Source organism: Asticcacaulis aquaticus (genome assembly GCF_028550415.1).
In the GTDB taxonomy this organism is placed as follows: Bacteria; Pseudomonadota; Alphaproteobacteria; order Caulobacterales; family Caulobacteraceae; genus Asticcacaulis; species Asticcacaulis aquaticus.
Genome location: NZ_JAQQKX010000003.1, coordinates 214,675 through 233,961, shown reverse-complemented (window position 1 = coordinate 233,961; position 19,287 = coordinate 214,675). Strand labels below are relative to the sequence as shown.

General features: G+C 63.6%; 12 protein-coding genes. 11 read left to right on the top strand and 1 reads right to left on the bottom strand.

Features of this window, described 5'->3' with window-relative positions; all coding sequences use genetic code 11:
- The first annotated feature begins 20 nt into the window (after positions 1-20).
- The 6 genes from ntrB to cobA all read left to right on the top strand — a co-directional run bounded on the left by ntrB (position 21) and on the right by cobA (position 8,417).
- Complete coding sequence (gene ntrB / locus PQU92_RS05850) at positions 21-911, top strand: nitrate ABC transporter permease (RefSeq protein ID WP_438263808.1); 891 nt, start codon at positions 21-23, stop codon at positions 909-911.
- 85 nt (positions 912-996) lie between these two features.
- A complete protein-coding gene (locus PQU92_RS05845) occupies positions 997-1,803 on the top strand; it encodes an ABC transporter ATP-binding protein (protein WP_272747270.1) in 807 nt (268 codons plus the stop codon).
- Positions 1,804-2,008: 205 nt separating this feature from the next.
- Complete coding sequence (gene nirB / locus PQU92_RS05840) at positions 2,009-4,507, top strand: nitrite reductase large subunit NirB (protein ID WP_272747269.1); 2,499 nt, start codon at positions 2,009-2,011, stop codon at positions 4,505-4,507.
- Positions 4,507-4,839 (top strand): nitrite reductase small subunit NirD, encoded by a 333-nt coding sequence (nirD, locus tag PQU92_RS05835; RefSeq protein WP_272747346.1) that lies wholly within the window; start codon positions 4,507-4,509, stop codon positions 4,837-4,839. Before nirB ends, nirD begins: the two co-directional genes overlap by 1 nt.
- 142 nt (positions 4,840-4,981) lie before the next feature.
- Entirely contained in the window at positions 4,982-7,642 is a 2,661-nt protein-coding gene (locus PQU92_RS05830) for a nitrate reductase (RefSeq protein ID WP_272747268.1), read from the top strand.
- Positions 7,635-8,417, top strand: a complete 783-nt coding sequence (cobA, locus tag PQU92_RS05825; protein ID WP_272747267.1) for a uroporphyrinogen-III C-methyltransferase — start codon at positions 7,635-7,637, stop codon at positions 8,415-8,417. Before PQU92_RS05830 ends, cobA begins: the two co-directional genes overlap by 8 nt.
- Here cobA and PQU92_RS05820 read toward each other — a convergent pair.
- Complete coding sequence (locus PQU92_RS05820; RefSeq protein ID WP_272747266.1) at positions 8,386-9,543, bottom strand: glycoside hydrolase family 130 protein; 1,158 nt, start codon at positions 9,541-9,543, stop codon at positions 8,386-8,388. The genes cobA and PQU92_RS05820 overlap by 32 nt on opposite strands.
- 301 nt (positions 9,544-9,844) lie before the next feature.
- Here PQU92_RS05820 and PQU92_RS05815 point away from each other — a divergent pair, with 301 nt between their 5' ends.
- From PQU92_RS05815 to PQU92_RS05795, 5 genes are all read left to right on the top strand, one after another.
- Complete coding sequence (locus PQU92_RS05815) at positions 9,845-11,227, top strand: alkaline phosphatase D family protein (protein ID WP_272747265.1); 1,383 nt, start codon at positions 9,845-9,847, stop codon at positions 11,225-11,227.
- A 455-nt stretch (positions 11,228-11,682) separates the two neighbouring features.
- Positions 11,683-12,573 carry a hypothetical protein gene (locus PQU92_RS18845; RefSeq protein ID WP_272747264.1) on the top strand — a complete coding sequence of 297 codons (891 nt, stop codon included), beginning with the start codon at positions 11,683-11,685 and terminating at the stop codon, positions 12,571-12,573.
- A 26-nt stretch (positions 12,574-12,599) separates the two neighbouring features.
- Positions 12,600-13,058: a hypothetical protein gene (locus tag PQU92_RS05805; RefSeq protein ID WP_272747263.1), complete on the top strand. Its 459-nt coding sequence runs from the start codon at positions 12,600-12,602 to the stop codon at positions 13,056-13,058.
- A gap of 71 nt (positions 13,059-13,129) precedes the next feature.
- Positions 13,130-14,233, top strand: coding sequence for a hypothetical protein (locus PQU92_RS05800; RefSeq protein ID WP_272747262.1), 1,104 nt, complete (start codon positions 13,130-13,132; stop codon positions 14,231-14,233).
- Between the two features lie 143 nt (positions 14,234-14,376).
- Positions 14,377-19,287 (top strand): hypothetical protein, encoded by a 4,911-nt coding sequence (locus PQU92_RS05795; protein ID WP_272747261.1) that lies wholly within the window; start codon positions 14,377-14,379, stop codon positions 19,285-19,287.

Genomic DNA, 19,287 nt, shown 5'->3' with positions numbered 1-19,287 from the left:
TGCCATTCGAAGTTCAAAAAATGACCACCTCCCCTGTTTCAGAGTCCGTACCCGATCCCGTCGCCGCTCAGGCTGAAAAGCTGCTGGCTGCCGCTCAGGCGAAACAGATCGCGGCCTCCAAACGCCGCAAGATCGCCGACAAGGCGGGTAATGTGCTGATGCCGCTGCTGACCATCGGTCTCCTGCTGGCCGTATGGGAAGGGCTGGGTCAGGCGTTTCCCGGCGGTCTGCCCTCGCCATCGATGGTGCTGATGGAAGCGCAGGAGCTGATCTTCAATCCGTTCTACGATCGTGGCGGGGTCGATAAGGGCCTGTTCTGGCATGTCCTCACCTCGCTGTCGCGCGTCGGGATCGGCTTCGGTCTGGCCGCCGTCTGCGGCGTGCTGCTGGGCTCGTTCCTCGGTACGGTCGAATGGGCCCGCAAGGGCACCGATCCGATCATTCAGGTTCTGCGCACCGTGCCGCCGCTGGCCTGGCTGCCGATCTCGCTGGCGGCCCTGCGCGAAGCGCAACCCTCGGCCCTGTTCGTCATCTTCATCACCTCGATCTGGCCGATCGTCATTAACACCATGGTCGGTGTGCGCAACATCCCGCAGGATTACGTCAATGTCGCCAAGGTGCTGCGCCTGACGCCCGGTGAGTATTTCTTCAAGATCATGCTGCCCGCCGCCACCCCGCACATCTTCACCGGCCTGCGCATCGGCGTCGGCATGAGCTGGCTGGCCATCGTCGCGTCGGAAATGCTGCTCGGCGGCGTCGGCATCGGCTTCTTCATCTGGGATCAGTACAATTCGTCGCGCATGTCGGACATCATCGTCGCCCTGATCTGGGTCGGTCTGGTCGGCTTCATCCTCGATCGCCTTGTCGCCCTGCTGGGTCAGTACGTGTCGCGCGGTACGGCGGCGGATTAATCCCAATCATATCACCTTCATCGTGGACGCATTTCCCCCTCACCCCAACCCTCTCCCTCAAGGGAGAGGGGGCTTGGAGACTCCCATGTCCAAACCCATTCTTTCCCTCGAAAACATCTATGTCGATTTCGAACGCGACGGCGTCATCTCGCAGGTGCTCGACAACGTCTCCCTGAGCATCAACAAGGGCGAGTTCCTGTCGATCATCGGCCATTCCGGCTGCGGGAAATCGACCCTGCTCAATGTCGTCGCCGGTCTGGTGCCGGTCACGCTGGGTGCGGCCCTGCTGGAAAACCGCGAAATCACCGGCCCCGGTCCGGAACGCGCCGTGGTGTTCCAGAACCATTCGCTGCTGCCGTGGATGACGGTCTATGAGAACGTCCGCCTGGCCGTGGCCAAACTCTATGGCGCCAAAGAGAACCTCAGCCAGCTCCATGACCGCACCATGCGCAATCTGGAGCTGGTCAAGATGACCCACGCCAAGGACAAGCGTCCCGGCGAAATCTCCGGCGGCATGAAGCAACGCGTCGGCATCGCCCGGGCGCTCTCTATGGAGCCCAAGGTGCTGCTGCTGGATGAGCCGTTCGGCGCGCTCGACGCCCTGACGCGCGGTCATTTGCAGGATACGGTGATGGAACTGCACGACCGCATCAAGGCGACCGTGCTGATGATCACCCACGACGTCGACGAAGCCGTCCTGCTGGCCGACCGCGTCGTTATGATGACCAACGGCCCCAAGGCGCGCATCGGCGATATCGTCGAGGTTAAATCCCCGCGCCCGCGCGACCGCAGGGAACTGCTGAAAGACGCGCATTTCCAGGACTGCCGTCGCCGTATCGTGCAGTTCCTGGAACAGCACGACCACGCGGTTTCAGTGGCCGAACCCGCATAAGGGACTTGACATTCATGGCATTTGCCCGTGTAATGAAACTTCGGCCAACGATGGCCACAGATATTCGCCGCCTTTGGCCAACGATGGCACAGGCAGCTTAACCGGACAAAGATGTCCCGCAATCCCGACGCTCCGCGTGAGCCAAGGGGTTGCGGGATTTTTTTTGGCCAAAATCCCAGCTTCCTCCCCGAAAAGGGCTTCCCACATGGCCTTTAATCTCGATACCCCTCCCCGCCCCCGGATCGTCGTCATCGGCGCGGGCATGGCCGGCGGCCGCATCGTCGAAGAAATCCTCAAGCGCGATGACCGCATGTTCGACATATCGATCATCGGTGCCGAGGCCTGCGCCACCTACGACCGCATCCAGCTGTCGCCGGTACTGGCCGGTGAAAAGACCTTCGAGCAGATCGTCACCCATTCGCAGGAATGGTACGACATCAACGGCGTCAAGACGCACTTCGGTTACTGGGTGCAGTCGATCGACCGCGACGCGAAAGAAGTCATCCTGCATGACGGTCAGGCCATCGCCTACGATCACCTGATCCTGACGACCGGTTCCGACCCGATCCGCCTGCCCCTGCCGGGCGCGGACCTGCCGGGCGTCGTCGCCTTCCGCGACCTGCACGATGTCGACCTGATGCAACAGGCCGCCGAAAAAGGCGGCGAGGCCGTGGTTATCGGCGGCGGCCTGCTCGGCCTCGAAGCCGCCTACGGCCTCGCCAAACGCGGCATGAAGGCCACCGTCATCCACCTCGTCGACGTCCTAATGGAGCGTCAGCTCGACGAGGCCGCCGGGCGTCTGCTGGAAAGGGCCCTGCTGGAGCGCGGCGTTCATTCCGTGCTCAATGCTCAGTCCGAAGCCATCCTCGGCGAGACTCACGTCGAGGGCCTCAAGCTGAAAGACGGGCGCGTCATCCCCGCCTCGCTGCTGGTCATGGCCGTCGGCATCCGCCCGCACGTCGAGCCTGCCAAATCCGCTGGCCTGACCGTCGAGCGCGGTATCGTCGTCGACGACCAGATGCGCACCTCGGACCCGTCGATCTTCGCCGTCGGCGAATGCGTTCAGCACCGCGGCGCCTGCTACGGTCTGGTCGCCCCGATCTGGGACATGTGCCGAACTCTGGCCGACGTGCTGACCGGCAAGAACCCCGACGCCGCCTATTACGGCTCTGAACTGGCCACGCGCCTCAAGGTGTCCGGCGTCGATCTCTACTCCGCCGGGCAATTTAACGGCGGCGAAGGCTGCGAGGACATTGTGTTCCGCGACCCGGCGCGCGGCGTCTATAAGCGCATCGTCATCAAGGAAAACCAGCTGGTCGGCGCGGTCCTGTTCGGCGAAGCCGCCGACGGCGCCTGGTATTTCGACCTGATCAAGAAGGGCGAGTCGATCGCCGATATCCGCGACACCCTGATCTTCGGTCAGTCGGTGACGGAGGCGCTCGCCGGCGTGGACCCTAATGCCGCCGTTGCGGCATGGCCCGACGACACGGAAGTGTGCGGCTGCAACGGCGTTACCAAGGGTACGGTGGTTGAGGCGATCTGCGGTGGCGCAGACAATCTCGACAAGGTGCGCGGCTGCACCAAGGCGTCCGCGTCATGCGGTTCGTGCACCGGCATTGTCGAACAACTGCTGAAGGTGACGCTGGGCGACGCCTTCAAGGCACAAACCGGTCCGAAGCCGATGTGCAAGTGCACCGAGCACGGCCACCAGCACGTCCGCAAGGCCATTGTCGAAGATGGCCTGAAAACCATCCCCGACGTCATGCAGGCCATGAAATGGACGACGCCGGACGGGTGCTCGTCGTGTCGTCCGGCGCTGAACTACTACCTGCTGTGCGCCTGGCCGCGCGAATATCAGGACGATCCGCGCTCGCGCTTCGTCAATGAGCGCAACCACGCCAATATCCAGAAGGACGGCACCTACTCCGTCGTGCCGCGCATGTGGGGCGGGGTGACTACCGCCAAGGAACTGCGCGCCATCGCCGATGTGGTGGACAAGTTCGACCTGCCCATGGTCAAGGTCACCGGCGGTCAGCGCCTCGACATCTTCGGCGTCAAGAAAGAAGACCTGCCCGCCGTCTGGGCCGATCTCAACGCCGCCGGCATGGTATCGGGCCACGCCTATGCCAAGGCCCTGCGCACGGTGAAGACCTGCGTCGGTTCGGAATGGTGCCGCTTCGGCACGCAGGATTCGACCGGGCTGGGCATCAAGCTGGAGCAGGACACCTGGGGCTCGTGGATGCCGCACAAGTTCAAGATGGCCGTGTCGGGCTGCCCGCGCAACTGTGCGGAAGCCACCATCAAGGACTTCGGCGTCATCTGCGTGGACTCCGGCTACGAACTGCACGTCGGCGGCAATGGCGGCATCCATCTGCGCGGCACGGACCTGCTGTGCAAGGTGGCGACCGAAGAGGAAGCCCGTGAATATTCGATGGCCTTCGTCCAGTTCTACCGCGAAGACGCCTGGTATCTTGAGCGCACCGCGCCGTGGATCGAGCGTGTCGGCCTTGAGGCGATCAAGACGACGATCCTCGACGCCGACCAACGCAAGGCCCTGATGACACGGTTCCTCGAGTCTCAGGCCGTCTTCCAGGTCGATCCGTGGGCCGAGCACGCGCCGAAGTCCGAACCGGCCAAGGTCTTTTCGCCGCTGGCGGACCTGCGCACGGGCATCTCTCAGGATAGTTTGAAGGAAAAGGCATGATGAACGCCACTGTCGCACTAAAGTGGGTCGATGTCGGGGCGGCGATCGACGTGCCGCATCAGGGCGCGCGTCGCGTCGAAACCGATCTGGGGGCCATCGCGGTCTTTCGCACCGTGGACAACGAATACTACGCCGTTATGGACAAGTGCCCGCACAAGGGCGGCCCTCTGTCCGAAGGCATCGTCCACGGTCGCCACATCGCCTGTCCGCTGCATAACTGGTCGTTTTCGCTGGAGTCCGGTGAAGCCGTCGGGGCCGACGCGGGCAAGGGCTGCACGCCGACCGTGCCGTTGCGCATCGAAGACGAGCGGATTCTTTTAGGCCTTCGCTAAGAGTCCCCTCTCCTCGATTACGGGGAGAGGGTTAGGGCGAGGGGCTACTTTCTTTGCGCGATTTGCCCCTCATCCGGCCCTTTGGGCCACCTTCTCCCCGCCTGCGGGGAGAAGGGAATCACCGGACGCTTCGGAAACACGGATGACTGCTCCTACCCCTCACCAAACCACCTGCCCCTATTGCGGCGTCGGCTGCGGGGTCAAGGCATCGCTCGACGGCCGCACCATGACCGTCAAGGGCGACGACACGCACCCGGCCAATCAGGGCCGGCTGTGTTCGAAAGGCACGGCGTTGGGCAATACGTTTGGCCTCGAAGGGCGTTTGCTGGAACCGCGCATCCGCCGCAACGGTCAGCTTGAACACGCCACGTGGGACGAAGCCCTGTCGCAGGTCGCCGCCAAGTTCGCGCAGGTCGTCGCCGAGCACGGCCCGGATGCCGTGGCCTTTTACGTGTCGGGTCAGTTGCTGACCGAAGACTATTACGCCGTCAACAAGCTGGCCAAGGGCTATATCGGCACGGCCAATGTCGATACCAATTCGCGCCTGTGCATGTCGTCCGCTGTCGCCGCGCACAAGCAGGCCTTCGGGGCCGACCTCGTCCCCGGCACCTATGACGACCTGACCGAGGCCGACATGCTGGTCTTCAGCGGTCACAACGCCGCCTGGACGCACCCGGTCCTTTATCGCCGCATCGAAACCCGTCAGAACCAGTTCCGCGTCTGCATCGACCCCAAGCGCACCGACACCGCCAAGGCCGCCGACCTGCACCTGATGATCCGACCTCAGACCGATATCCGCCTGTGGAACGGCCTGTGCGCGCATTTGATCGCCCGCGACGCCATCGATCACGACTTCATCGATGCTCATACGCAGGGCTTTTCGCGTCTGATGGCAAGCTTAAGCGCCGACGATCAGAGCATCGAGGCCGTCGCCGAGGACTGCGGCATCTCGCCGGTCGATCTGAAAAAATTCTACGACGCCTTCCTGCATACGCCCAAGGTCGTCAGCCTGTTCTCCATGGGCTCGAACCAGTCGAGCCAAGGCGTCCACAAGGGGCTGGCCCTGATCAACGCCCACCTGCTGTCGGGCAAGATCGGCAAGCCGGGCGCGGCACCGTTCTCGATCACCGGTCAGCCCAACGCCATGGGCGGGCGCGAGGTCGGCGGTCTGGCCAACATGCTGGCGGCGCATATGGATTTCGACGAGGTCTCCAAATCGCTAGTTCAGCGCTTCTGGGATTCGCCGACCATCGCGCCGAAAGCGGGCCTGAAGGCCGTCGACATGTTCGAGGCCGTGCGCAGCGGCAAGATCAAGGCCATCTGGATCATGGCGACCAATCCGATGGTCTCCATGCCCGACACCAACAAGATCCACGAGGCCCTGTCCAACTGCGAAATGGTCGTGGTGTCGGACGTCATCGCGCGCACCGACACGATGAACATGGCCCATATCCAGCTCCCCGCTGCCGCCTGGGGCGAAAAGGACGGCACGGTCACCAATAGCGAGCGCGTCATTTCGCGTCAGCGCAACCTGACCGATCTGCCCGGTCAGGTCCGCCCCGACTGGGCGATCATCGCCGAGGTCGGACGGCGGATGAACACCGCGTGGGAAACGGCCTTCAACTGGGCCGGTCCTGACGAAGTCTTTGCCGAACACGCAGGCCTGACGGCGTTCGAGAACAATGGCAGGCGCTTCCTCGACCTTGGTGGTCTGAGCGGCATGACGAAGGCCGAATACGACGCGCTTCAACCCGTGCGCTGGCCGTTCAAGGCCGACGGTTTGCCGTCGACGCGGCTGTTCTCCGACGGCAAGTTCAATACCCCGAACGGGCGGGCGCGGCTGGTGCCGCCGATCGTGCGCGGCCCAGCCAACCAGACCTCGCCGGAGTTCCCGTTCCATCTCAACTCGGCCCGCGTACGCGATCACTGGCACACCATGACACGCACGGCGCTGGCGCCGGAGCTGAACCGCCACCTGACCGAACCGCTGCTCGATATCCATCCCAGGGATGCGCGCCGCCTGCATATCAAGGACGGGCGGCTGGCGGTCGTGACCACCGCCTATGGCGAGGCGATCCTCAAGGCCCGCGTCACCGACGACGTGCGCGAAGGCAATCTCAGCGTACCGATGCACTGGACGAGGCAGTTCGCGCCGTTCGGGCGGTCGAACCAGCTGATCAATCCCGCGGTCGATCCGATGTCGGGGCAGCCGGAATTCAAGCACACCCCGGCCACTGTAAAGGCCTATAATGAGGCGTGGCACGGCTTCGTCATGACGCCGCGCGATTTCGACGGCGAGTTGCCGCAGTGGGGCGAAGATACGATCTGGCGGCGGACGACGCACGCCCATGCCGACTGTTTCGAGATCGCCGGGATCGCGCCACTGGATGTATCTGCCATAGAAGCCAGCCTGACTCTGGACGACGCCACGACCGGCATCACCCGCCGGGTACGGGTGGAAAACGAGCGCCTGACGCGGGCGATCTTCGTCACCCCGATCCACAAGAAGCTGCCGCCGCGCGACTGGCTGCTGGAGCGCTTCGGCGACGCCGAACTGACCGACGCCCACCGCGCCGCCCTGATCATCGGGCGTCTGCCCGGGATGCAGGACAAGGGCCGGATTATCTGCGCCTGCCGCTCGGTTGGGGAAATCGCCATCAACGCCGCCATCGCCGACGGGGCCAAAACGGTCGAAGACATCGGCGAGATCACCACTGCCGGGACCTCGTGCGGCTCGTGCAAGGGCGAACTGAAGCAATGCCTGCTGAAACAGGCCATGAAAAAGGAGACCGTCAATGCCTAACGGTTTTGTCTCTCTTGTCGGTGCGGGTCCGGGCGATGCCGATCACCTGACCCTGGGCGCGCTCAAGGCGCTGCAATCGGCGCAGGCCCTGCTTTACGACGCCCTGGTCAGCGAGGATATACTGGCCCTCGCGCCGGATCGCTGTGTAAAAATCTGTGTCGGCAAACGCGGTGACCGGTTATCGGTGCCGCAGGACAAGACCAACGCCTTGATGGTGCGACTGGCGAATAAGGAGCTGCACGTGGTGCGGCTCAAGGGCGGCGATCCGTCGGTATTCGGGCGCGTCGAGGAAGAGCGGCTTTATCTCGATCAGCACGGTATCGCGCACAAGACCTTGCCCGGCGTCACGGCGGCCTCGGCGGCGGCGGCACAGTTCGCCTTCCCGCTCACCCATCGCGGCGAAGCCCGCACCGTGACCTTCCTGACCGGCCGGACCCTGAGCGGCAGCATCGACCTCAAGGCCGCCACCGTGGCCGATCCCGGCGCTTCGCTGGTCTTCTACATGGCGTCGCACAATGCCGCCGATATTCAGGCCCAGCTTCTGGCCGCCGGCCGCCAGCCTTCGACGCCGGTGATCGTGGTCGAAAACGCCGGACGCGCCCAGGCCCGCGCCCAAAGCGCCAGCCTTCAGCATCTGGCGGCCATGGTCGGCGACAATGGCTGGGAAGGCCCCGTGCTGATCGGCGTCGGCGACGCCTTCGCCTATGCGCGCCTCGATCTGTCCATGGGCCAGAGCCCCCTGATCAGCGAAACGCCGATTTCGGCACGTGGGTGATCCGGCAGGCCAGATCGGCCTCGCCGGACGCGACGATATAGTGGTCACCCGCATCGGCGATCCCGGTGGAAAACACCACGTCGCGCAGATACATCTGATGCTCGATCGGACGCGTCAGGTCCGGACGGGCGGCGAGCAGCGCCGTCGCCCCCGTCTTCAGGACGATGCCCGGATCGTCCCTGTCGAGCAATGACCAGTAGGTGCGGTAGATGCCGACGATTTCGTGCGGTTCGACGCCGTGCCACAGGGTCAGCCATCCGTCTTCGGTCAGGACCGGGGGCGTCCCTCCGCCCAGCCGCTCCATGATGACGCCATCGAGTGTCGGCCGGATGCCGGGCTTTTCATAAGGCCGCCAGAACAGGGCATCCCTGGAATGCGCCAGATTGATCGAAGGCCCCGAGCGCCAGCGGCTGCCCGGCGGATAGGCGAAGTAGAGCGACCCCAGAGGCCGGGTTTGCGCCCAGTAGTGTCCGTCGATCAGTCCCTCGAAAATGACCATGTCCTTGTTCTGGTGATCGAGGACGATCCCCTCGCACACCCAGTCGAGGCCGTTGACGGAGCTGTACAGGCACGTGGAATGACGTTCGGGGCTGACGGCGCACACCGTCATCAGCCAGCGGCCACCGACGCGGCTGACGCGGGCGTCCTCGACGCCGTAGCACTGAAAGCTGGCGTGGGGCGCGATCGCCTTGTCGTAATGATGCGCCACCACCTTGCGCCCGTCGGGGGTCAGTTCCACCGGCAGCAGCCACGACAGCGAGGTCAGGGCCATGATCTTCCACGGCCCGCCATAGAGGGTGAATTTGCGCGGGTCGGCGATATCGGCCAGCTCTACCGGCCAGCCGTCGAGGACGTAACGGCCACCGGCTTCCGCCTCCCAGCGAATAGCGTGGATGGCGCCGTCGAATATCGGCGTCCGCAGGGCCTCGGCAACGCGGACGATCATTAGCAGATTGCCGTTGTCCAGCCGCAGCAGACCGGGGTTGAACGCGCCCAGACAATAGGTTTCGACCCCCAGATGCCCGGCCAGCGGCGAACGCGACAGGTCGATATCGTCGGGCACGAGCACAAGCTGATCGACGGCATAGGTCATGGGACGGCCCTGCAAACGGTGTGTGACGACCATGCCGCCCGCCGGATAAGCGGTATATGCCGGGCGGCGCTGTCCCCATAAGCAAACGGCAAAGGCGAAATAATCGCGACCTCCACGGTATCCGTCATGGCCTCACCCGTTACCGGTTGCTTCGACAGACCGGAGCCTAACCGTACCGGCGCCTGTTCGCAACCGTCCGGGCGCAACCGTTTGCGGGAACAGGCTCACAAACCGCTCAGGGTTCACAAAAGTGACGTCTATGCTACCTATAGCCAGCCCTGAATGTGCGGTCCGCCCGTCTCCGGACCGCCGATTTTTATCCGGGAAGACACGCATGACCCTGTTCCGCCGTCAGTTGCTGACCTCCGCCCTCGCCGTTCTGGCGGGCGTCACGGCCCTGCCGCGCAAGGTCCTGGGGGCGGTCAGCCAGAAGGGGATCTACCGTTTGATGCAGGGGCCGATGCTGGGGGCGGTCGGGCCAGACCGTGTGCGCCTCCACATGCGCTGTTCGGCGTGCGCGACGCTTACCGTGGAATATGCGACCAATCCCGATTTCAGCGGATCGAAGGTCAGCGCCGGTGTCGCGACCGGCCCCGACACCGATTATATCGCCCTGATCGAGCTCACCGGCCTGACGCCCGCCACACGTTATGCCTATCGCATACTGATCGACGGGCAGCCGGACGGTTATCAGAAACGCCTCGCTCCCTTTCATTTCACGACGGCCCCTGTCGTCGGCCAGCGTCAGCCCTTCACCGTCGCCTTCGGGTCGTGCGCCCGTATTCAGGCCGCCGAGGTCCAGCCGATCTGGGACGCCATCGCCGCACAGGACCCGGACCTCTTCCTGTGGCTGGGCGACAACGTCTATCACGACACGCTGGAGCCGCAGATCATGGACGAGATGTGGCGCTGGCAGCGTTCGGTCCCCAATCTTGAACCGATCCTGCGCACCGTGCCACAACTGGCCATCTGGGACGATCACGATTACGGCCTGAACGACCACGACCGCACCAATCCGGTCAAGGATATCGCGCTGGCCAGTTTCAAAAAATACTGGGCCAATCCGAGCTACGGCCTGCCCGACGCCCCGGGGGTCTTCTTCGCCTTCAGCTATGGCGATGTCGATTTCTTCATGCTCGACAGCCGTTATCATCGCGACCCGAACGAGGCGCCCGATACGCCGCAAAAAACGCTTCTCGGGGCGCGTCAGTTGCAATGGCTGAAGGACGGGCTGAAAAAAAGCCGCGCCAGCTTCAAGATCATCGCCTGCGGATCGGGCTGGTCGAACGCCAAGGGACCCGGCGGCGATTCCTGGGCCGCTTTCCTCAACGAGCGCGACGCCCTGTTCGATTTCATCCGAGACGCAAAGATCGAAGGCGTGGTCCTGTTGTCCGGCGATACCCATGTCGGGGAACTGAATGCCATCCCGGCGTCGGAAAAGGGCGGCTACGACCTGTACGACCTCGTCTCCTCGCCGCTGGCGCAGGACCCAGAACTGGCCAACGCGTCGCGCAAACCGGAGAAGCGCATCCGGCCGGCCTATGTGTCCGACGTCAATTTCGGCAGCCTTCGCTTCGATTTCGATCCGGAGCCACGCCTGACTTTTGTGCTGCGCAACAGCCGCGGACAGGCGGCCTGGGCACCGTTCATCCTCAGGGCGTCGGATCTGCGCAACGGCGTCAGTACCTGGGCCGAAAAGAGCAAGGCCCCGGCGTGAAAAACACTCTGAAAGCACCCTGAAACGATCAGGGCTTTTCACCGGAACGACATTGCCGGGCGCGCCGCACCTATCAAACGGTGACACTTTCACGTGAAATAAGACTTTTTTACGTTCTTTTTTCAACCTGACGTTAGGGGAAGAAACAGGCGCGTTTCCCGTTAAAGTTCATACCGTTAAAATAGAGCATATTTGTAACGGCACAACCATTGCGCACCAAAACCCTGACTCGAAGCCGCCATTATCGCAACCTGTAGGGGACTCTTTTAACCATTGGACTCTACCCTGACGCGGTATAGTAATGTTGCGTAAGAGGTCGGCAGGTGCGTTTTTCCTGTTCCCACATCCATATGAGGCGTAGAAACGCTTCCTCCGGACGCCCCCTGACGGTGGGTTGCCGCGGCGTTTTTTTCGCTTGTGCAACAGGCCTTTCAGGCCTGCAGGCCGGCGATGTCGTGGCCGCCGATGCCATTACCAACACCGCCTATCTTCAGACCACGCTCGGCGGCGCACCGGTACGTCTGGCCTCCAACACCCAGACCCTGCCGTTAACCCAGTTGCTTGACGTTCGGTTGCAAGGCCCGGCTTCCGACCCGCTGACGGTGCAGGCCTTGCAGGACGACTTTAGCGCGACCTTCCTCCTGACCAACAGCGGCACCCATGGCGACACGTTCGTGCTCACGGCCGAGTTGAACAACCCCAGGACGACCGTACGCGGCCTGTGGATCGATCGTAATGGCGACGGTGTCTTCGATGCCGCCGTCGATACGCCCGTCACCGGGACCGGGATTGCCCTGCGTGCAGGGGAAACGGTCACCGTACTGGTCGTCAGCCGTATCGGCGATGTGGCCGATGACGAACGCACCACCCTGAGCGTCACCGCAACCTCGCGCACGGGCAGCGGCCCGGCAGGCACCCTTTTCCCCGGTGCCGGCGCGGACGGCATGGACGCCATGACCGGGCGAACGACCGGTACCGCCACCGCGACGGTGCAACTGCTGGCCGACAATGACGACAGCGGCACGGGCGGCGTCACCCTGACCAAGTCCCTGACCACCACGACCCAGTCCGGCCCTCAGCCGACACGCGGCGACGTCATCACCTACACCCTGATCGCTCGTTTCCCCGTGGGCGCCCGCGCCGGTGGTGCACGGATCATCGACGCCATTCCCGCCGGGACGACCTATGTCCCCGCCAGCCTGACGCTCGACGGCACGGTCCTGACCGATGCCGCCGACAGCGACGCCGGCCAGTTCGATACGACCCGTCAATCGCTGGAAATAAATCTCGGCGATCCTGTCGGCGAGACGACCCGCACGGTCACCTTCAAAGTCACCATTCAATAAACGGCAAAAGCCAAAGGAGCCTCAGAATGAAACTGCCCCGTCTTCTCTGCACTTTCGGCCTTATCGCCGCGGCACTCCCGGCCTTTGCCGCCGATCCGGTCACGCTGAACCTCAACGTGGTCAAGGAACAGCGTATTGCTGCCAAGGATGGCACGACGACGATCAAAACCGTGCCGCTCAAATCCGCCGTTCCCGGCGATACGCTGGTCTATACCCTCAGCTACCGCAACACCGGCAAGACGCCGGTGGCCGATGTGGTGCTCGATTATCCCCTGCCGAAGGGTGTCGCCTATCGCGCGGCTGTCGGCGGTTCCTCCGTTCCGGACGTCTCGGTCGATGGCAAGACCTTCGCACGTCTCGAAACCCTGCACATCGGCGGCCGTTTGGCGACGGCTGCCGACGTCACACACCTGCGCTGGACGCTCAAAACCCCGGTAGCCCCGGGCGCGTCCGGCCAGGTCTCCTTCAAGGCGGTGCTTAACTAAGCGCCGTCATGACCCCCATTCACCAGCAGGTGAATTTGTAACCGATCTCGTCAGCACAGAAAGGGCAAGACATGATCAAGCGTACCCTCCCCGCAATCCTGCTGGGAACCACCGCCAGCCTGGCCATTGTGGCCGGGGGCGCTCAGGCCGCGACCGCCACGGTCGCCGGTACTGAGATCACCAACGTCGCCAAGGTGAAATATTCGGTCGGCGGCACGCCGCAGCCCGAAGTGACCTCCAACACCGCCAGCTTCGTCGTCGACAAGAAGGTCAATCTGACCGTTACCGAAGTCGGCAACTCGGCCACCAACGTCTTCTTCGGCGCCACGGCTCAGGTCACGACCTTCAAGGTCACCAACCTGACCAATGCGACGCAGGACTTCCGTCTGGTCGCCGGTCAGCAGGGCACCCTGTCCCTGACGGCCTTCGGCGGTGTCGACAACATGGACATGACCAATGTGCATGTCTATGTCGATGCCAATGACGACGGCATCTATCAGGCCGGTACCGATACGGCGACCTTCATCGACGAACTGGCCGCCGACGGCTCCAAGACGGTCTTCATCGTCGCCGACGTCCCGGCCACCGGTCCTATCGGTGCCATCGCCGGTGTCAGCCTGACCGCCGTCACTGCCAATGGCGGCGGTGCAGGCGCTCTGGGCATCGACGTGGTCGGCACCAGCGGTGCGGGCACCGACGCGGGCGTCGACATCGTCTTTGCCGACGACGCCGGTATCCTCGACGGTCTGCGCGACGGCAAGTCCTCGGCCTACGACCAATATACGGTCGGTACGGCGGCCATCAACTTCGTCAAGAAGGCCACCATCATCTCCGATCCGGTCAACGGCATTCTGTCTCCCAAGGCCGTACCGGGCGCCGTCGTCGAATACTGCCTTATGGTCACCAATGGCGGCCCGGGCTCGGTGACCGACATCTCGATCACCGACAATATCCCCGCGGGCACGACCTATGTGCCGGGCTCGATCTGGTCCGGCGGCACGACGCTTCTGGGCACCTGCGTCATCGACGGCACGCCGGAAGACGACGATGCCACGGGCCTCGACGAAACCGACATCAACGGCGGTAACTTCGATGGCACCAAGGTGACGGCGACCATGCCGGTCATCCTGCCGCTGACGACGGTTTCGGCGCGCTTCCGCGTCGTCATCAACTAAAAAAACTACCCCCGCTTTTCTCTGGTGAAGGCGGCCATCGCACGGGTTCTTTCCGTGCGGGCCGGACAGTCATGGCCTTATCGCGTAAAATTGCGTCCCTGATCATTGCTTTGGCGAGCATAACCACAACGGCCCCGGCGGTTGTGCAGGCGAATTCTATCGAAAATACGGCTCAACTGACCTTCACCAGAGGCGGCGGTCCCCGCGCCGTTTCGTCCAACAGCACGGTTCTGACGACCAAGGACGAACTGCATTACGCCCGGCTGCGCTTCCATCGCATGCCGCGCAATTTCAACTACAGCGAACTGACCTGCGTGGATATGGCGTCCCGTCTGGTGCACGCCGCGCCTATCTCTCCGGACGTTTTGGCGACCATGCCGGAGGACGACAGCCATACGGACCAGACCACCGGTATGGTGCTGGACTATCCGAACGGCAACAAAGACCCCAATGTCCGCGAAACCCAGATCATCGACAGCGCGCTGTCGGACGGGCGCACCGCGAAATTCATCCTGACTGAAACCGATGTCAATACGGGCGTTTTCGCTGGCGGCGTCTCAACAACCGCTTCGACCTCGAATGCCAAGGTGTGCATCCCGCCATTCCCGAAAAACCTGACCGTCACCATCCGTTTTAACGCCGAAGGTTTAGCCACGCCAACCTCAGACACCATCCTGATCGATCCGTTCGGTCAGGTCTTCGATTCCAAAACCGGCGCCCTGATCAATGGCGCGACGGTCACCCTGATCGACGAGGCGACCGGCCAACCGGCGAAGGTGTTTGCCGACGACGGCGTGACCGCCTATCCCTCCACCGTCGTCAGCGGCCGCCCGGTGACCGATTCCGGGGGCCTGACATACACCTTCGGTGACGGCGAATACCGCTTCCCGATGACCCATGCCGGGACCTATCGCCTGAAAGTCACGCCGCCGGAAGGCTATGTGGCGCCCTCGCTGGTCGCACCCGCCGATATTCCGACAACCGAGCACGATATCTACACCATTATTGACGCATCTTATGGGAAATCCTTCGTCCTCAGCGCGCCTGAGCCCCTCGAAGTCGATATCCCGATCGATCCTCTGCCGCACGGCAGCCTGCAAATGCAGAAGACGACCTCCGTCCGCGAAGCCTCGGCGGGCGACATCATCCCCTATCAACTGAGCGTCAGCAATCCCGACACCTGGACCATGCGCAAGGTGATGATCACCGACAGCCTGCCGTCCGGCCAGCGCTATCGCAAGGGTTCGACGCGCGGCGCGGCGGAACCCGCCGTATCCGGCGACGGACGCACCCTGATCTTTGATATCGGCGATATCGCCCCCGGTAGCGCCACCGCTATTCGCTACGTCACCGATGTCCTGCCCAATGCGCGTACCGGCGAAGCCGTCAACCGTGCCACGGCCTGGGTGGACGGCAATTCAGTGAAAAGCCTTGAGGCCAGCGCCTCAGTCCGCATCCGCCCCTTCCTCAACAGCGACGCCCTGACCATTGTCGGCCGCGTCACCGAAGGCGATTGCGTCCTGCCACCCGAAAAGCGCAAGGGCGTGGCCAATGTCCGCATTTTGCTCGAAGACGGCACCTCGGTCGTGACCGATCGCGACGGCCTGTATCACATCGAAGGTGCCCGCAAAGGTCGCCACGTCGTGCAGATCGACACCAATGCCCTGGCCAAAAACCTGATCCCCAGCGCCTGCGCTAACGATACGCGCTGGGCGGGGTCTGACATTTCCAGATTTATCGAAGGACAAGGCGGCTCCCTTATCCGCGTTGACTTCCGGGTTCGCCGAAATGGAGCCGATCCGGTAGAGACAGACCCGTCTGTTTCGCTGAAAATCGCCGATGATGCCGTTGCTTCGGGTGGCCGCACCAATTGGTTCATCGGTCAGGCCCCCGGCATCGACTGGCTGTTCCCGGAAATCGATCACAACCCCCGTGCCCCGGCTCTGCGCGTCGCCATCAAGCACGCCCCCACCCAACGCGTTGCCCTGACCGTCAATGGCGTCACCCCCGACGCGCTCGCTTTCGACGGCGCTGACCGCGACGGTGACATCGCCGTCAGCGTGTGGACCGGCCTGCCGCTGAAAGAAGGCGACAACGCCCTCGAAGCCCGTGTCCTGAATGCCGACGCCTCGGTGGCCAAGGTCCTGACCCGCACGGTCCATTATTCCAACACCCCGGTGAAGGCCGCTCTGGCCCCGGAACATTCCCGCCTGATCGCCGACGGTGTGCAAAAGCCGATGATCGCGGTGCGCCTGACCGACCGCGACGGCAAGCCCGTTCGCGCCGGAACCATGGCCACCTTCATGGTCGATCAGCCCTATGTCGCCGCGCAGACCGCCGCCGCCGAACAAAACCGTCAATTGTCGGGCCTCGACGGCAACCTGCCGACCGCCCGTGTCGTCGGTGACGACGGTATCGCCTTCGTCGCCCTGCAACCCACCATGCAGGCCGGAACCGTCCACCTCGTCTTCCGCTTCACGCAGGACGGCATCGAACAAAAGTCCGAACTGCGCCCGTGGCTGAAGGCCGGTCAGCAGAAGTGGGTCGTCGTCGGCTTCGGCGCGGGCACCCTCGGCTTCGACACCCTGTCCGACAAGGCTGAGGCCTTCAAGGCCGGTGAAGAAGACACCATCACCGACGGGCAACTGGCCTTCTACGCCAAGGGCCGCGTCAAGGGTGAGTGGCTGATGACCATGGCCTATGACTCCGACCGCAAGTTCGACGCCCGCACCGGCCTGCTGTCGGTCATCGACCCGAACAAGTACTACACCGTCTATGGCGATGGCACCCAGCAAGCCTACGATGCCGCCACCCAACGCAAGCTGTATCTGCGTCTGGAGCGCCGCGAATACTATGCCCTGTTCGGCGATTTCGAGACGGGTATGATCGACACGCAACTGGCCCGCTTCTCGCGCACCCTGAACGGCGTCAAGACCGAGTACCACGGCGAAAAAATCAGCGTGAAGGCCTTCGCTGCCCGCTCGGATCAGCGCTATGCCCGCGACGAAATCCGCGGCAACGGCCTGAGCGGTCCCTACCGCCTGAGCGCCTCGGACATTATCGCCAATTCCGACAAGATCACGCTGGAAACCCGCGACCGCTACCGCTCGGAAAAGATCATCGACAGCCGCCTGCTGACGCGTCACATCGACTACGACATCGACCCGCTGTCGGGCACCCTGACTTTCCGTGAGCCGGTCATGGCCTGGGACGCCGACCGCAACCCGATCTTCATCGTCGCCGACTACGAAATCGACGGCAATGGCGATCAGCGCCTCGTCGCCGGGGCCCGCGCCACCGCGCAACTGACCGATAAGGTCGTCGTCGGGGCCAGCCTGCTGAAGGACGAATCCGACAATGACGCCAGCGTCGCCGGGCTCGACCTGAAGGCGCAGATCTTCGAGAACACCGAACTGCGCGTCGAAGCCGCCAAGGGTGGCGATGCCGCCAACCGCGATGCCGGGGCCTATCTGGTCGAGGTCGAACATCATTCCGCCCGCGCCGACGTTCTGGCCTATGCCCGCCGTCAGGACCACGGCTTCGGTCTGGGGCAGCAGAACCTCGGCGAAAGCGGCACCTTCAAGCACGGCATCGATGGGCAAGTCCGCCTGAACGACACATGGCGCCTGACCGGCGGCCTGTGGCAGCAAACCCAGATCGATAGCCCGCAAACGCGTACCTCGGGCAATGCCCGCCTCGAATACCGCCGCGCCAACGGCACCGTATTCGCCGGGCTGGAAGCCACCTCGGATCGCGGTTTCGATGAGACGCAGCCGGACTCCACCAACCGCAGCCGTCTGCTGACCCTGGGCGGCAGCCAGTCCTTCCTCAAGGATACGCTGCAACTGTCGGCTCAGGTTCAGTTCGCGCTCGGTGGAGACAAGGCTTCGTCCGACTTCCCGATGCGCCATCAGATCTCCGCCGCCTACAAGATCCGCGACGGTATCCGCCTGCTGGCCAGCCACGAAATCGCCGAGGGCGACGCCTTCAAGGCCCACAATACGCAGCTCGGCTTCGAGGTCGCGCCGTGGGCCGGGGCCAAGGTCTCGACCACCGTCAACCAGCAGGCCATCGGTGAAAACGGCGCGCGCACCTTCGCCAGCCTCGGCCTGAACCAGTCGGTACCGCTGAGCAAGAACTGGACCGTCGACGCGACCTTCGACGCCAGCCAAACCATGTCCGGTCAGACGCCGACGGGCGTCAATCCCTTCCGTCCGGTGACGACGAATACCGACGGCGACAGCGGCAATGGCGACTACGTGGCCGCCACGGTCGGCGCCACCTACCGCGCCAGCGACTGGTCGTGGACCGGCCGCCTGGAGCGCCGTACCTCGGATACCTCCGATCGCTGGGGGGTAACCTCCAACGTCCTGCGCAGCCTCGGCGAAGGCAAGACCGTCGCCTCCGGCCTGCGCGCCTACGAAGTGGTTCGCCATGACGGCCAGACGACGCGCTTTGCCGCCGCCGACGTCGCCATCGCCTACCGCCCGCTCGACAGCCGCTGGTCGGTGCTGGAGCGTCTGGAACTGCGCCATGAAAATGCCGATGCCGGGGTGAGCCGTAACAACGTGCTGGCTGTGAATTCGGGCAGCTTCGCGCAGCAGACCACCCGCATCGTCAACAATCTGGCGATCAACTTCACCCAATTCGCCCGCATGGACGACAATGACGACCGCGCCAACGGTTACGAAGTGTCCGCCTATTACGGCGCGAAATATGTCGAAGGCCGCTTCGCCGACGACAGCTACGACGGGTTCGTCGACCTTCTCGGCGTCGAATTCCGCCACGACCTGGGCCAACGCTTCGACGTCGGGTTCAACCTCGCCGTCCAGCACGCCTGGACCACCGGTGCCGTGAACTACACCTACGGCCCGTCGCTCGGCTTCTCGCCGGCCAAGAATGTGTGGCTGACCGCAGGCTATAATATTGCGGGCTTCCACGACCGTGACTTCGACGACTCGCGCTATACGCGTCAGGGGGCCTATGTCACGGCCCGCTTCAAGTTCGACCAGACGACGTTCGCCAACGCCGCCCAACGATTGGGGAAACACTAA